We start from the raw sequence: 15,166 nt of genomic DNA, 5'->3' as shown, positions 1-15,166 counted from the left end.
TCCTGCGATGGCCTCGCGTTCGCTGACCGGGCGGGGCTTGCCGGAGTGCGGCCGAACCGTCAAGCCAATGGGGAGCCCGGCAGGGCAAGCGACGGGGCAACCGGCGGGGCATGACAGCAATGGCGGCAGAGCGGGCGAGCACGCGGCGGGGCATCCTGGCCCGCGCCTGGCGCTGGCTTTGGCTCATAGCATTCGCGCTGCTCGCCGCGCTGGTGCTCGGGCTCGTGCTCTACCGCTTCGTGCCAGTGCCCTCCACTCTCATGATCGGGCGCTGGCTGACCTTCCAGCCGGTCGAGCGGCAATGGGTACCGCTGACGGCGATCTCGCCGACGCTCGTGCGCGCCGTGATCGCTGCCGAGGACCAGCGCTTCTGCAGCCATGGCGGCGTCGACTGGGTCGAGCTGAACGCGGTGCTGGACGATGAGGACGGCCCCTCGCGCGGCGCCTCAACCCTGACGATGCAGACCGCCAAGAACGTCTTCCTCTGGCCCGGCCGTTCCTATCTCCGCAAGGGGATGGAAATACCGTTGGCGCTGGCGATCGACCTCGCCTGGCCCAAGCAGCGCGTGATCGAGGTCTATCTCAACGTCGCCGAATGGGGCGAAGGCCTGTTCGGTGCGGAAGCGGCGGCCCAGCGCTATTTCGGCAAGCCGGCCGCTCGCCTGTCTCCTGCCGAGGCAGCCAGGCTGGCCGGCGCGCTGCCCAACCCGATCCTGCGGAACCCCGCCCGCCCGACGCGGGGCCTGCAAGCGGCTTCGGGGCGCATCCAGCGCCGCGTCGGCCAGCTCGGCCCGCTGGGCGATTGCGCCGTACCGGGATAGGATGAGGCACGGCACCCGATGCCGTTCTCGTCTCAGAAAAGAGCGCACTCATTCCGGACAAGCCGCATCAGCGGCGCCGATCCGGAATCCATCGTAGAGTTCGACAGCCTTCGATGGATTCCGGGTCTGCGCTACGCTTGCCCGGTATGACGCCGCGGCTATGGCGAATGACCAGGATTCTGAAATCAGGGATTCAGGACTAGCCATCCCGCGCCCGAGCGTGTATGGGCAACGCCTCACGAGATTGATCCGTCGTCGTGACGGTGGCGTGGCCTTGATGGCCGCCCCTCCGAGCGGCGGCACGATGGAGAGTATCATGGCCGTTCCGAAGAGAAAGACGTCGCCGTCGAAGCGTGGCATGCGCCGCTCGGCCGACGCGCTGAAGCAGCCCACCTATATCGAAGACAAGAACTCCGGCGAACTGCGCCGCCCGCACCATGTCGACCTGAAGTCGGGCATGTATCGCGGCCGCCAGGTGCTGAAGGCCAAGACCGAGGCCTGAGACGGCCGACGCCTGAAAGACCGAGGCCTGAAACCCGCGAGGGTTCAGCTTCGAGGCGCTGCCCCGCAGCGTTGTGAGCCGGCCGCGAGGCCGGCTTTTTCTTTGCTTGGCTCGCGCTGTCTTGTCTGAATGAGCGTCGGGCGCCCCTCAGGCGCGCAAGCCACTGATTCGCGCCCGGAGCGCAGCCGCGCGGTAGAGCCGCGCCGCCGCCTGCGGCGTTTCGCGGTCCCGCCGCGCAAAGGGGCCGATCTCGGCCTGGCTCGCGGCGAGTTGCAGCAGCAGCATCGCAAAGCCCGCCGTCGCGCGCTCCCCGTTCCGCTCCCGATACCCGCCATCCGACATGTGCCACTCCGGGACGCAGACACCGCGTCGCAGGGCAAAGTTGCAAACCGGAAGCCAAGCTTAACGGTGTGTTAAGGCGGCGCATCGCATCGTTTCGAAACATTCCCATCCATCCGGACCGGACAGCCCGGCACAAGCTTCGGTGCCCAGCATCCGGTTCCACCGAGGCCGCCACGCGATGCCCGTGCCGTCGATCTTCAACGCTCGTGACGACAGCCGCGTGGACCCGCGCAACCTGTTGTCCTCGATCGGCGAGGTCGTCTACAGCTGGGACATCCAGAGCGACGCCCTGACCTGGGGCCCCAACGCGGCCGATGTGCTGGGCGCGATTCCCGAAGCCGCGATGGCCCGCGGCCTCGGCTTCGCCGGCCTGGTCGAGCCCGGCAGCGGCCGCAGCCGCTATGACGCGATCTTCTCCTCCGGCGGCCACGATCAGGGCGAGGGCGTGATCTACCGCACGCGCTACGCGGCCGAACTCGCCGGACGCAGCATGTGGGTCGAGGATGCCGGGCGCTGGTTTGCCGGCACCGACGGCCGCCCGGCCTGCGCGCGCGGCGTGCTCAGGCTGGAGCGTCAGGTGCGGCCCGAGGAACTGGTCGTGCAGACCGGGGAACTCGGCGACCGCTCCGCGCTGCTCGAACGGCTCGGCTCGGCGCTGTCCGAGCATCTGCCCGCCGAACGCGGCATCGTCGTGCTGGTCGCGGCGATCGACGAACTCGCCCGGCTGAACGACGATTTCGGCCATGAGGCGACCGACGAGATCATCGGCGTGGTGCAGGACCGGCTGCGTTCGGTGACGCGCCGGCGAGACCATCTCGTGCGCTATGCCGGCAACCGCTTCGCCATACTCCTCACCGGCTGCCCGCAGAACCAGGTCGAGGCCGCCGCCCGGCGCTTCAGCAAGGCCGTGGCGCAGGCGGCGATCGAGACCGCGCGCGGCATAGCACTCGTACGCCTGCGCGTCGGCGCCGCCGTCGCGCCCGACCTGTCGAGCCATGCCGGCACGCTGCTCTCAGCCGCCGAGAATGCGCTCGCCGGAGCCAGGGCCGGCGCCGCAGACGCCGCCGTGATCGCACGCCGCCAGGAGAGCCGCGAATCGGACGACAATCGCGCGGGCTTCGACGTCAGCGCATTGGCCGCCCTCAATGAACGGCGCATCGAACTCGCGCTGCAGCCGATCGTGCGGGCAAAGTCACGCGAGGTCGCCTTCCACGAGGCGCTGCTGCGGGTCTCGGTCGGCCGCGAAGGCGCCTTCTTCGCCACGGCGGAGCTGATCCCGATGCTCGAGCGGCGCGGCCTCGTCCGGCTCTTCGACCATCGCGTGCTCGAACTGGCGGTCGGCCTGCTCGCCGACGAGCCGTCGCTGACGCTCTCGGTCAACGTCTCGCCGCGCTCGCTCTCCGATCCGGAATGGCTCGATGCCTTCCTCGTCTGCACCGGCGGAGCGCGCGGCATCGCCGAACGCCTCGTCGTCGAGATCACGGAAACCGCCACGATCGAGAACCCGGCGCGGATCGCCAGGCTGCTCGGCCGGATCAAGGACCGCGGGGCGCGAATCGCGATCGACGATTTCGGCGCCGGGCACACCTCGCTCAGGCACCTGCGCGCCTTCCCGATCGACGTGCTGAAGATCGACGGCACCTTCACGCAGAATCTGCGCCGCTCGACCGACGACCGCTTCTATGTCCGCACCCTGATCGATCTCGCCCACCATCTCGGCGTCGACACAGTGGCCGAATGGGTCGATGACGAACTGCAAGCCCGCATGCTCGCCGATTGGGGCGTGACTTACCTGCAGGGTCATCTGGTGGGGCGCGCGGAATTACGGCGGCCGGCGGCGGGCGCGGAAGCCAGATTCGCCGCCGGCTAGGTCAAAGCTGCGCCTCTACGGAAAGGCCCGTCATTCCGGACAAGCGGCGAAGCCGCGCCGCTCCGGAATCCATCTTAGAGCTCCGGCGCCCTCCGATGGATCCCGGGGCAGGCCCAGGATGACGATCTGGTTCCCAGAGTATTCGACACGCCGTGGATGGACGCGCCGGCCCGTCACTTCGTCTTGGCGAGCTTGTCCAGCCGCTCGCGCATCTCGCTCAGCTCGCGCTTGAGATCGCCGAGATCATCTCCTTTGGCAGGGTTGCCGCCACCAGCAGCAGCGGCGCTCTCCTCCTGCGCCTTGGCGGCAGCCGCCGCGGCAAAGGGATTGAACATCCGGAACGCCTCGGTGAACATCTTCATGTTGGCGCGGGTCTGAGCCTGGAGCGCGTCCATCGCGCCGCCACCGAAGGCGCCGCCTGAAAAGGCCTTCGCCATCTGCTCGCGGAACTGGCCCTGATCCTTGGTCAGGTTGTCCATCGAGAATTCGAGATAGCGCGGCACCAGCGCCTGCATGCTGTCGCCATAGAAGCGGATGAGCTGGCGCAGGAAGGCGATCGGCAGCAGATTCTGCCCATCCTTCGCTTCCTCGTCGAAGATGATCTGCGCCAGCACCGAGCGGGTGATGTCCTCGCCGGACTTGGCATCGTAGACCACGAAATCCTCGCCGCCCCGGACGAGCCCGGCGAGATCTTCCAGCGTCACGTAAGAACTCGTGCCGGTGTGGTAAAGACGGCGATTGGCGTATTTCTTGATGACGGTCGGTTCTTTATCGTTGGCCATCAGAATCCTGCATCACGTTGGCCCGAACCCTCTCGCGAAGATCGCGCGACGGCCGGACTTACGGTCTCCCTCAGACAATCGTAGCCGCTCAGGCGTGCGTCGCAAGTTTTTTGAGCGTGCGGCGCAAAAACAAGACTAAAGCATGACAGGAATTGCCCGTCTTTGCGGCAACGCAAACTTGCCTCCGCCTTGCGATTGGGCGCGGCCATGTCCTTCGGCTGACTTGACGGCGGCGCGGCAGGCTTCGAAGGTGCCGATCGAACCAGGCGGCCAACAGCGAGTGACAAGAGCGAGCGGGCCGTCGCGACAACAGCGAGGAACTCCCCCATGGCCGATACGGACATCGTGATCGTCAGCGCGGCGCGCACCGCGGTCGGCGCCTTCAACGGCGCCTTCGCCAACACTCCCGCCCATGATCTCGGCGCCGCCGCGATCAAGGAGGCGCTGGTCCGCGCCAAGGTCGAGGCCGGCGAGGTCGACGAGGTCATCATGGGCCAGATCCTGACCGCCGGTCAGGGCCAGAACCCCGCCCGACAGGCCGCGATGCTCGCCGGCATCCCGCAGGAAAAGACCGCCTGGGGCCTCAACCAGCTCTGCGGGTCGGGGCTGCGCACCGTCGCGATCGGCCTGCAGCAGATCGCCAATGGCGACGCCGACATCATCGTGGCGGGCGGCCAGGAATCGATGTCGATGTCGCAGCATGCCGCGCACTTACGCAACGGCACCAAGATGGGCGACACCAAGTTCATCGACACGATGATCAAGGACGGCCTCTGGGACGCCTTCCACGGCTACCACATGGGCACGACCGCCGAGAACGTCGCGACCAAATGGCAGATCACCCGCGAGGAGCAGGACCAGTTCGCCGTCGGCTCGCAGAACAAGGCCGAGGCCGCCCAGAAGGCCGGCCGCTTCAAGGACGAGATCGTCCCCTTCACGGTCTCGACCCGCAAGGGCGACATCGTCGTCGACGCCGACGAATATCCCCGCCATGGCGCAACGCTCGAGGCCATGGCCAAGCTGCGTCCCGCCTTCTCCAAGGACGGTACCGTCACCGCCGGCAACGCCTCGGGCATCAATGACGGCGCGGCCGCGCTCGTCGTGATGACCGCCAAGGAAGCCGCCAAGCGCGGCCTGACCCCGCTCGCCCGCATCGCCTCCTGGGCGACCGCCGGCGTCGACCCTGCGATCATGGGCTCGGGGCCCATCCCGGCGACGCGCAAGGCGCTCGAGAAGGCCGGCTGGAAGATCGCCGATCTCGACCTCGTCGAGGCCAACGAAGCCTTCGCGGCGCAGGCGCTGGCGGTCAACAAGGACCTCGGCTGGGATCCGGCAATCGTCAACGTCAATGGCGGGGCGATCGCGATCGGCCATCCGATCGGCGCGTCTGGCGCCCGCGTCCTCGTCACGCTGCTGCACGAGATGGCCAAGCGCGACGCCAAGAAGGGTCTCGCCACGCTCTGCATCGGTGGCGGCATGGGCGTCGCCATGGCGGTGGAGCGCTGAGGGCGGGGCGCCATGCCGAAGCAGACGACGCTCTATCGCTACCTGACGGGCCCCGATGACGCCTCCTTCTGTCATCGGGTCTCGGAGGCCCTGAGCCGGGGCTGGGTCCTCTACGGGCACCCGACCTTGGCCTTTGACGCAGCGCAAGGCCGCGTCATCTGCGGCCAGGCCATCATCAAGGATATCGACGGCGCCTATGCGCCCGATCTGAAGCTGTCTGAACAATAATGCGGCGCTGAGACCGCCATCGAGGAGGAACGGGCATGACGAAGGTTGCACTGGTCACGGGGGGAACGCGCGGCATCGGGGCGGCGATCAGCCGCGCCCTGCAGCAGGCCGGCCACAAGGTCGCCGCCAGCTATGCCGGCAATGACGAGGCGGCCGCCAAATTCCAGGCCGAGACCGGGATTCCGGTGTTCAAATGGGATGTCGGCGATTACGACGCCTGCGCCGCGGGCATCGCCAAGGTCGAGGCCGATGTCGGGCCGATCGACATCCTCGTCAACAATGCCGGCATCACCCGCGACGGCTTCTTCCACAAGATGACCAAGGAGAGCTGGTCGGACGTGATCCGCACCAATCTCGATTCGCTGTTCAACATGACGCGCCCGGTGATCGAGGGCATGCGCGCCCGCAACTTCGGCCGCATCATCGTGATCTCCTCGATCAACGGCCAGAAGGGCCAGATGGGCCAGGTCAACTATTCCGCCGCCAAGGCCGGCGACATCGGCTTCGTCAAGGCGCTGGCCCAGGAGAACGCCAACAAGGGCATCACCGTCAACGCGATCACGCCGGGCTATATCGGCACCGACATGGTCGCGGCGATGCCCGAGGAGGCGCTCAAGCGCGTCGTCGCCGGCATCCCCGTCGGACGCCTCGGCAAGCCCGAGGAGATCGCCGCGATGGTGGTGTTCCTCGCCTCCGAGCAGGGCGCCTTCGCCACAGGGGCGACCTTCGCGGTCAATGGCGGGCAGTACATGGCCTGACGATCAGGCCGGAACCGGCCGAGGCGACCCGTCCGCCTCGGTCGCCTCGGGTTCCTGCGAGATCGGCGCCGTCATCGGGTCGATGATCTCGAAGGGCCGCTCCATCCGCTCCGGCGCCTCCCTGACGCGGATCCGCAAGCCCGCCAGCGCTGCCAGCAGCAGCGTCATCAGCGCCATGAAGTAGAGCAGGCCGTTGATGTCGAAGCGCGCCATGATGGCGGCGCCCAGCACCGGCCCCAGCGCCGAGCCGAAGCCGCTGACCAGGATCAGCCGGCCGCTCACCGCAACCACGCGATCGGACGGCATCCGGTCGAAGGCATGGGCGACGCAGACCGGATAGAGCGTCGACATGAAGCCGCCGAGCAGGGCGGCGACCGGCAGCACGGCCGCGAGCCGCGCCGGCATCAGCACGAGCAGAACCGCCGCCGCCGCGAAGCCGACCGCGAGCCCCGCCAGCACCAGGCGGCGGTCGTTCCGGTCCGACAGGCGCCCGACCGGCACCTGCAGCGCCAGCCCGCCGAGCACCGCGACCAGCATGAACAGGGCGATCGTGCCCTGGGCGATGCCGTTGGTCAGCATCCAGGCCGGAACCAGCGCATAGAAGGCGCTGCTGATGATGCCGCTGACGACGCAGCCGGCGACCGCCACCGGCGCCTGCCGCGTCAGATCGCCATAGGGCAGCGAGGCGCCCTCGGCGACGGTCGTGGGGGCCTCCGCCCGCGTCGTGCAGACCATGACCAGCGCCAGCGCGAAGAGCGCACCGACGACGTGGAAAGCGGCCGCCGATTCGATCGAGAGTTTCGCGATGACGAGCTGCCCGACCGCGAGCGCCAGGAAGGTGCCGACCATATAGGTCGAGAACACCCGCCCGCGCTGGCTCGGCTCGGCCTTGGCGTTGAGCCAGCTCTCCGTGGTGATGAACAGGCCGACGCAACCAATGCCCATCGCGACGCGGCAGGCGATCCAGGCCGCCGGCTGGACCAGCAAGGGCATCAGCGCCGCGCCGACGATGACGAACCCGGCGAAGGCGGCATAGGCGCGGATATGGCCGATGCGCTGGATCACGCCGCCGCAGCCGACCGCCCCGACGGTGAAGCCTATGAAATAGGCGCTGAGCACGATGCCCGTCGCCGTGGCTCCGAAATTCTCGGTCGTCAGCCGCAGCGAGAGGAAGGTGTTGAAGAAGCCATTGGCGAGCTGGATCAGGCTGGTCGCGGCAATCAGCGTTCCGATCTGAACCAGCACGGCTTTCCTCCTGCGCGGCCGGCCGCCGGGAAGACGGCCGGATCAGGCGGAAACGCTAGGTGCGAAATGTGGGTTCCTTGCGTCGCAGCACGAAAAAGCGGCGTTGCAGAGCCACCGCCCCGCTTATCGCTTCTTGTTCGATTGAGAGAGCACCGACCCGGCGAGCGCTTTGGTCTCGTCGCTGTACTTGCTGCTTGTTAGGACTCGCGCTGCCTTGTCTTCCATCTCTGCGCCGGTTTGGCGGCCGGTGCCGGATTGTGACAGCGCCGAAGCTGCCAAGCTCTTGGCGATCGCAGAAGCTCCCGGATCACTCAACGTGGAGGCTGCCTGCGACGCTATATCGGATGATGTCTGCTTCTTGTTGTCGGACATGATTACTATCCCCGTGGTCAGCTCACATGAACATAGTTTATGTTCATGATTTGTTCAAGCGCTCGTCGAGATCGCTTTTTGAGCCCTGACCCTGAGGAACAGCCGCAGGCTGCGTCTCGAAGGATGAGGGTTGCGAGTGCCGGATGGACGCTGTCGCGTCAGTTCGCCCGCCCGGCTTTCGGCAGCAGGAAGGTCAGGAGCCCCAGCGCCGGCAGCCAGGCCGTGATCGCGAACACCTGGACGATGCCGATCCGGTCCGCCAGCGCACCCAGCACCGCCGCCGCGACGCCCGCGAGCCCGAAGGAGAGCCCGTAGAACAGGCCGCCGACCAGCCCGACGCGGTGCGGCACGAGGTCGATCGCATAGATCAGGATCGCCGAGAAGGCACTGGCCATGACGAAGCTGATGATCACGCTGAGCACGCCGGTCCAGAACAGGTCGGCATGCGGCAGCAGAAGTGCGAAGGGCAAGGACCCCACGATGGAAAGCCAGATCACCCGGTCGCGGCCGATCCGGTCGCCGATCATGCCGCCGATGATGACGCCGAAGGTCGAGACCAGCAGATAGAGGAACAGCATGATCTGCGAGAGCTGCACGGTGATCTCGAACCGCGTCATCAGGTAGAAGGTGTAGTAGGAGGTGAAGGCGGCGTTGTAGCCGTTCTTCGAGATCAGCAGCAGGATCAGGATCGTCATCGCGAACAGCACGCGCCCCCGCGACAGGCCGTGCGCTGCGACGTCGTCGCCATGCCCCTTCGCCTGGTTGCGCCGGAAGGCGCTGTAGCGCGAGGCGGTCCAGGACATCAGCATCATCGCGACCAGCACGACGATCGAGAACCAGGCCAGGCTCGCCTGTCCGCGCGGCACCACGATCGCGGCCGCGAGCAGCGGGCCGATCGCATAGCCGGCATGGCCGCCGACCTGGAACAGGCCCTGCGCCAGGCCCTGCCGGCCGGCCGCGGCATGGCGCGCCATGCGCGTCGCCTCGGGGTGGAACACCGCCGAGCCCAGGCCCACCAGCGCCGCGGCCAGCAGCACCATGCCGTAACTCGCAGCGAAGGCCAGCGCCAGCAGCCCGCACAGCGTCGCGCCCATGCCGGCGACCATCGCATAGGGCCAGGGCTTCTTGTCGGTCAGGAAGCCGAGCAGCGGCTGCAGCAGCGACGAGGTCACCTGGAAAGCCAGCGTGATCAGCCCGATCTGGACGAAATCGAGCCGGTACGTCTCCTTGATCAGCGGATAGAGCGCCGGGATCATCGACTGAAGCAGGTCGTTCAGCAGATGCGCGACGCTCAGGGCGACGAGGATCGGGATCAGCGGGCGGCGCTCGGCGGCGGGCAGCGATAAGGTGGTCATGGCAGCGACGCTTGAGCCTTCGCCCCGCCGCGGTCAATGCCACGGCACGGCGTGCAGATCATGGCATCCATGGCGTGAAAGCCGTGCTGCGGCGCAAAAGGCGGCGTGAACAGCAGAAAGAACTGCTGCAATCGCTGCGCTACCTGTTATCGAGGCCGCCCGCTCACAGGGCCCGCCGACTGCATCGACCATGACCCCGCGCACCGCCACCTTCATCGGCTTCCTCGCCATCCTGCTCTGGTCGACGCTCGCTTTGTTCACGGCGATGAGCGGGCGGGTGCCGCCCTTCCAGCTCGTCGGCATGACCTTCGTGATCGGCGGCTTGCTGATCCTCGCCATCACCGCATTGCGCGGCGAGCTCTCCCGCATCCGCCCGACGCCGGCCTCCTTTGCGCTGGGGCTTTACGGTCCGTTCGGCGACACCGCGCTCTACTATGCCGCCGTGAAGACCGCGCCGGCCGCCGAGGCCAATCTGATCCATTATCTCTGGCCGCTGCTGATCGTGCTGTTCGCCGCCCTTTTGCCCGGCGGCAAGCTCAAGCTGCGCCATCTGATCGGCGCGCTGATCGGCCTCGCCGCCACCGCGATGCTGATCTCTGGCGGTCTCGGCTCCGGCCAGGGGTTGGCGCTCGGCCATCTGCTGGCCGCGCTCGGCGCTTTCGTGTGGGCGAGCTACTCCGTGGTCTCGCGCCGTTTCGCCAACGTGCCCTCCGAAAGCCTCTGCATCACCATGCTCGGCTGCGCGCTTCCCGCCTTCGCCTGCCACCTCGCCTTCGAGACGACGCTCTGGTCGCTGACAACCGTCGAATGGGCCGGCGTGCTGGGCCTGGGGCTGGGCTCGATCGGGCTCGCCTTCGTGGTCTGGGACATCGGCATGAAGCGGGGCGACGTCGCCCTGCTCGGCGTCGCCTCCTATGCCGCCCCCGTACTCTCGACGATCGTGCTGGTGCTGGCGGGCTACGCCGCACCGAGCTGGCTGCTCGCGATCTCCTGCGTGCTGATCGTGGTCGGGGCGCTGGTGGCGAGCTGGGAGCGTCGCACGAAGGAACCGCGGGGAACCCCTCTCCTGTAAGGAGAGGGGCAGGGGTGAGGTGTAGGCCGCTGGACCAGTGAAACGGGAACCTAACGGCGGCAGCGGAGGTCACGGCCAAACGTCGAACGGCCTACCCCTCACCCTGCCCTCTCCCTCCGGGAGAGGGTTCCCCGCGTCCTTTCTGGAAACGGCGCGGATTCAATTCCGCCGGAGCAGGCGCTCCAGATAATCCAGCTCTTCCATCGGCCGCGACGGGTCGCCGAGACGGCGGCGCAGCTCCTCGAGGATGCGCCGCGCCCGCTGCGTCGCGCTCTCGTCGGCGCCGGGGACGCGCACCCGGCCGTCCGCCCAGTCGCGCTGGCGCTGCGGCCGGCCGAGCGGATCTTCCCGGCCGCGCTGCTGCGCGGAAGGCCGCCCCGCCGGCTGCCCGTCGGGCTCGCCATAGGCGCCCTCGCCGGGTTCGCCGCCCTCGCCGGGCTGGCCCTGCATCTGCTGGGCGAGGTTCTGGCCGCCCTTGCGCAAGGCTTCGAGTGCACGACCCTGGGCGTCGAGCGCGCCTTCGCCCTGGCCTTGGCCGAGCTGCTCGCCGGCCTCACCCATGGCGTCCTCGGCCTCGCCGAGTTCACCCTGCTGCGGCGCGCCCATGCCGCGCATGCGCCGCTGCAGATCCTGCAGGCGCTCGCGCAATTGCTGCTGGCGCTGGGCGAGGCTCTGCCCGCCCTGGCCCTGCCCGTTCTCGGCCTGGCCTTCGCCGTCCTCGCCATCCTCGCCCTGGTCGCCGGGTTGCTGGCCCGGCTGCTGGCCGCGCTGCCCCTGCTGGCCGCGCTGCCCTTGCTGGCGCTGGCCTTGCTGGCCCGGGCGGGCCTGCTGCTGGCCGGGACGCTGGCCGCGCTGCGTCCGGTTCTGGCGTTGCTGCTCCTGCTGGAAGGTCTCGTCGCGCAATTGCTGCTGCTCGCGCGTCATCCGGTCGAGATCGGAGAGCGCCTGATTCATCTCGCGCTGGCGCGGATCCTGCTGGCCCGGACGCGCCATCTGGAGATTGTTGAGCATCTGGTTGAGCTCTTCCATCAGCCGCTGCGCCTCGGCCATGTCGCCGCGCTTCGACAATTCCTCGATGCGGTTGAGCATGTTCTGCAGGTCGCGCGGCGTCACCGTCCGGAAATTCTCCGGAAGCTGCGACATCTGGTTCGGATCGGCGTTCTGCTGCTGGCGCTGCATCTGCTCGGCGAGCTGGCGCATGAACTGGTCGAGCGCCCGCCGCATCTCCTCGGTGAGCTTCTTGATCTCCTCCTCGGAGGCGCCGCGTTCCAGCGCCTGCTGCAGGTTCTCCTGAGCGGCCCTGAGCGCCCGCTCGGCGTCGGACAGGTCGCCATCCTCGAGCTGGAGCGCCAGCGCCCACATCAGCTCCGCGACCTCGCGCAACTGGTCGTCGCTGGAGGCGCGGCGCAGCCGCTCGGTGATCATCCGCATGCCCAGATAGACGCCGGTCTCCTTCATGAAGAGATCGGGCTCGATCATCAGCGCATCCATCGCAAGCTGCACCTTGCGGCGGTCATCGACATCCATGACGAGCTTGCGGCGCTGCTCGACCAGGGCCTTGGGCAGCGGCTTGGCGAAGGTGCGCTGCGGCAGCACGACCTCGAGCGGCTCGCTGCGCCCCTCCTGGCCGGCCTCGTCGCGCGCGACCAGCGTCATCCGGACCTTGGCGCCGGCCCAGGGATGGGCCGAGAAATCCACGGTGCTCTTCATCTCCTCCTCGCCCGATGGCGAGGACGGCGCGCTGAGCGTCTGCCTGGGCGCCTCGACCAGCGAGCGCCCGGTCGAGGGCGGCCCGCTGCGCTCGACCGTCGCTTCCACGGAAGCGAGGCCGTAATCGTCCTTGACGCGGTAGGCGACCGAAAGCCCGCCCGGCTGCGCGCCCGTGACCGGCTTGGGTGGCTCCACGAACGAGACCTGCGGCGGCTGGTCGGCGATGGCGGTGATCGCGAGCGTCCCGCCTGGCGCGCCGAGGCCGGTCAGCCGCAGCGTGCCGTTGCCCACCAAGGTAAAACGCTTCTCCAGAACGGCCGGGGCCTCACTCCCCGCCGGCTTCGGCGCAGCGGCAGGCTTGCCCTCCTTGGCATCGGCCGGGGGCAGCAACTCGAGCCGCCCGGTCGTCGCGACATCCATCGAGGTCTTGCCGGCGATCCGCACGACGATCGTCGACTTCTCCGGCGCGCTGATCTGCGGGCTCGCAAGCTTCGCGAAATCGATCAGCATCGGCGGCAGGCGCGTATAGGCCGGCGGATCGATCCAGGCATCGACGCGGATCGCAGGCGCCGGCAGCGAAGGGCCACGCCAGTCGAAGGCCGCGCGCAGCCGTGGGATCGTCTCGTGGCCGGCGACGAAGAAGGCGGTGACGGCCGCCATCAGCGGCACGGCGCGCAGTGCGTAGCGATCGCGGCCCGCCATGCGCGGCTGGGGCGGGGTGACGCTCAGGCCGGCGATGCGCGCGCTCTGGCGTTCGACATGCAGGGCCCAGAGCGCCTGCGAGACCGGGTCCTTGGCGCCGACGGCGAGGCTGTCCTCCAGCGCCGAGGCCGGGCGATGACTGCCAGCCAGCGACTGGTCGAGCCGCGCCAACGCATCGCGATGCGTCGGCAGCGCCATCATCGCCACATGCCAGAGGCTGGCGGCGAGCGCCGCTGCGAACAGAATGAGGCCGATCGCACGCCCCTGCCAGGGCAGATGCGTCCACAGCCCGAACCAGGAGACGGCCAGGAAGGTCAGGAGAACCGCGACGGGAAGCCAGAGCCTGGGCCAGAGCCGTTCCCAGCCGAGCGAAACGCGCGACGCCATGGCGAGGCGCGCCAGCCGCTGCCGCACGCCTTCGATCCGATCCGGCGCCTTGCGGCGCTGCGCCTCATTCATGCCGTCGCTCCGAGCCGCCCCCAATGCCGCTGGGAAATCTCCGCCTGGACATCCACCGCGTCCCCGACGCTAACACGGGAATGTGGCAAGGCCAGAGCGAAGGCCGGTCACACACAGCCTGCTCGACGTTTCGTGAACGCGAATTCAGGCGAGCCAGGGCGGTGCACGATCCGTGCCGAGGAGCTCCTCATAGCTCTGGCGCGGCCGGGTCACGGCATATTCGCTGCCCTTTACAAGCACTTCCGCCACCAGAAGGCGCTGGTTGTAGGTCGAGGACATGCTCGCGCCATAGGCCCCGGCGGTCATGAAGGCGATCAGGTCGTTCGGCTTCAGGGCAGGGAGAACCCGGCCCGTGGTGAAGGTGTCGCCCGATTCGCAGATCGGCCCGACCACGTCATAGGCCACCTCGGCCGCGCCCGCTTCCGGCTCCGACACCGGCCAGATCTCGTGATAGGCCTCGTACATCGCCGGCCGGACGAGGTCGTTCATCGCCGCGTCGACGACGAGGAACTGCTTGGTCGGCCGCGGATTGAGATGCAGCACCCGCGTCATCAGGATGCCGGCATTGCCGACGATCAGGCGCCCCGGCTCGAAGCCCAGTTCGACATTGAGCCCCTTGGTGACGCGCCCGACCATCTCCGCATAGGCCTCGATCAGGCCGGGGCCGTGGTCGAAATCCCGGGGGATGTCGTAGGGGATGCCGAGGCCACCGCCGAGATCGAGCCGGTCAACGCGGTGGCCTTCGCCGCGCAGGCTGCCCAACAAGGCCGCCATCTTGGAATAGGCCGCCTCATAGGAATCGGTCTGGCGGATCTGGCTGCCGATATGCACGGCGAGCCCCATCATCCGCACGCCCGGCATGTTGGCCGCGCGCGTATAGAGCCGGCCGACCTCCTCGAAGGAAACGCCGAACTTGTTCTCCGACGAGCCTGTGGTGATCTTGGCGTGGCCGCCGGCGCCGATGTCGGGATTGACCCGGAACACCGCCTCCTGGCGCTTGCCCAGCGCAGCGGCGACGCGCGAGAGCAGGTCGAGCTCGCCTTCGGTCTCGATATTGACCTGGTAGATCCCGGCCTCGACCGCGAAGCGCAACTCGCTCTCAGCTTTGCCGACCCCGGAAAAGACGATCCTCTCCGGCGGGAAGCCCGCGGCGAGCGCCTTGCGGATCTCGCCCTCGGAGACCGTGTCGGCGCCGGCGCCGAGCGCGGCCAGCGTCTTCAGCACGCCGAGATTGCCGTTGGCCTTCATCGCGTAGAAGACATGCGCCTGTCCCGTGGGTCCAGCCGCCTTCACCGCCGCCTCGAACAGCCGGTAGTGCCGCTCGATCGTCGCCGAGGAATAGACATAGACCGGCGTGCCGACCTCGGCCGCGATCCGGCGCAGATCGACATCCTCCGCGAAGAGGGAACCGTCGCGATAGCTGAAATGATGCATCGGATGCT

General features: G+C 68.2%; 14 protein-coding genes. 7 read left to right on the top strand and 7 right to left on the bottom strand.

What is annotated here, in order from left to right; all coding sequences use genetic code 11:
* Nucleotides 1–119 precede the first annotated feature (119 nt).
* Both mtgA and rpmF read left to right on the top strand, forming a co-directional pair.
* Entirely contained in the window at nt 120–821 is a 702-nt protein-coding gene (gene mtgA, locus AC1RMY_RS02295; RefSeq protein ID WP_492863546.1) for a monofunctional biosynthetic peptidoglycan transglycosylase, read from the top strand.
* A 316-nt stretch (nt 822–1,137) separates the two neighbouring features.
* Entirely contained in the window at nt 1,138–1,323 is a 186-nt protein-coding gene (rpmF, locus tag AC1RMY_RS02290; protein WP_043233137.1) for a 50S ribosomal protein L32, read from the top strand.
* A 147-nt stretch (nt 1,324–1,470) separates the two neighbouring features.
* Here rpmF and AC1RMY_RS02285 read toward each other — a convergent pair whose 3' ends face one another.
* A complete protein-coding gene (locus tag AC1RMY_RS02285; RefSeq protein ID WP_492862317.1) occupies nt 1,471–1,665 on the bottom strand; it encodes a hypothetical protein in 195 nt (64 codons plus the stop codon).
* 178 nt (nt 1,666–1,843) lie between these two features.
* Here AC1RMY_RS02285 and AC1RMY_RS02280 point away from each other — a divergent pair, with 178 nt between their 5' ends.
* Nucleotides 1,844–3,535: an EAL domain-containing protein gene (locus AC1RMY_RS02280; protein ID WP_492862316.1), complete on the top strand. Its 1,692-nt coding sequence runs from the start codon at nt 1,844–1,846 to the stop codon at nt 3,533–3,535.
* Nucleotides 3,536–3,708: 173 nt separating this feature from the next.
* On the opposite strand, the gene phaR is transcribed toward AC1RMY_RS02280, so the two are convergent.
* Complete coding sequence (phaR, locus tag AC1RMY_RS02275) at nt 3,709–4,317, bottom strand: polyhydroxyalkanoate synthesis repressor PhaR (protein ID WP_492862315.1); 609 nt, start codon at nt 4,315–4,317, stop codon at nt 3,709–3,711.
* Between the two features lie 327 nt (nt 4,318–4,644).
* Here phaR and AC1RMY_RS02270 point away from each other — a divergent pair, with 327 nt between their 5' ends.
* From AC1RMY_RS02270 to phbB, 3 genes are read left to right on the top strand one after another with little or no spacing between them, the layout of a single operon-like run.
* Nucleotides 4,645–5,823 carry an acetyl-CoA C-acetyltransferase gene (locus AC1RMY_RS02270; RefSeq protein ID WP_492862314.1) on the top strand — a complete coding sequence of 393 codons (1,179 nt, stop codon included), beginning with the start codon at nt 4,645–4,647 and terminating at the stop codon, nt 5,821–5,823.
* A gap of 12 nt (nt 5,824–5,835) precedes the next feature.
* Entirely contained in the window at nt 5,836–6,051 is a 216-nt protein-coding gene (locus AC1RMY_RS02265) for a DUF1737 domain-containing protein (RefSeq protein WP_492862313.1), read from the top strand.
* Nucleotides 6,052–6,086: 35 nt separating this feature from the next.
* Nucleotides 6,087–6,809, top strand: coding sequence for an acetoacetyl-CoA reductase (gene phbB, locus AC1RMY_RS02260; RefSeq protein WP_492862312.1), 723 nt, complete (start codon nt 6,087–6,089; stop codon nt 6,807–6,809).
* Between the two features lie 3 nt (nt 6,810–6,812).
* Here the strand turns inward: phbB and AC1RMY_RS02255 are convergent, their stop codons facing one another.
* The 3 genes from AC1RMY_RS02255 to AC1RMY_RS02245 form a co-directional block, all read right to left on the bottom strand.
* Nucleotides 6,813–8,054, bottom strand: coding sequence for an MFS transporter (locus tag AC1RMY_RS02255; RefSeq protein ID WP_492862311.1), 1,242 nt, complete (start codon nt 8,052–8,054; stop codon nt 6,813–6,815).
* A gap of 123 nt (nt 8,055–8,177) precedes the next feature.
* Entirely contained in the window at nt 8,178–8,426 is a 249-nt protein-coding gene (locus AC1RMY_RS02250) for a hypothetical protein (RefSeq protein ID WP_492862310.1), read from the bottom strand.
* Nucleotides 8,427–8,584: 158 nt separating this feature from the next.
* On the bottom strand, nt 8,585–9,781 hold the full coding sequence (locus AC1RMY_RS02245; RefSeq protein WP_492862309.1) for an MFS transporter: 1,197 nt from the start codon (nt 9,779–9,781) through the stop codon (nt 8,585–8,587).
* Nucleotides 9,782–9,971: 190 nt separating this feature from the next.
* Here AC1RMY_RS02245 and yddG point away from each other — a divergent pair, with 190 nt between their 5' ends.
* Nucleotides 9,972–10,853, top strand: a complete 882-nt coding sequence (gene yddG, locus AC1RMY_RS02240) for an aromatic amino acid exporter YddG (RefSeq protein WP_492862308.1) — start codon at nt 9,972–9,974, stop codon at nt 10,851–10,853.
* Between the two features lie 159 nt (nt 10,854–11,012).
* Here the strand turns inward: yddG and AC1RMY_RS02235 are convergent, their stop codons facing one another.
* Nucleotides 11,013–13,724, bottom strand: coding sequence for a TIGR02302 family protein (locus tag AC1RMY_RS02235; RefSeq protein ID WP_492862307.1), 2,712 nt, complete (start codon nt 13,722–13,724; stop codon nt 11,013–11,015).
* Nucleotides 13,725–13,868: 144 nt separating this feature from the next.
* Nucleotides 13,869–15,158, bottom strand: a complete 1,290-nt coding sequence (gene lysA / locus AC1RMY_RS02230; protein ID WP_492862306.1) for a diaminopimelate decarboxylase — start codon at nt 15,156–15,158, stop codon at nt 13,869–13,871.
* Nucleotides 15,159–15,166 lie beyond the last annotated feature (8 nt).

The sequence above is a fragment of the Allobosea sp. GW822-FHT03F07 genome, assembly GCF_058801345.1.
This window is presented reverse-complemented; position numbering and strand designations above follow the sequence as displayed.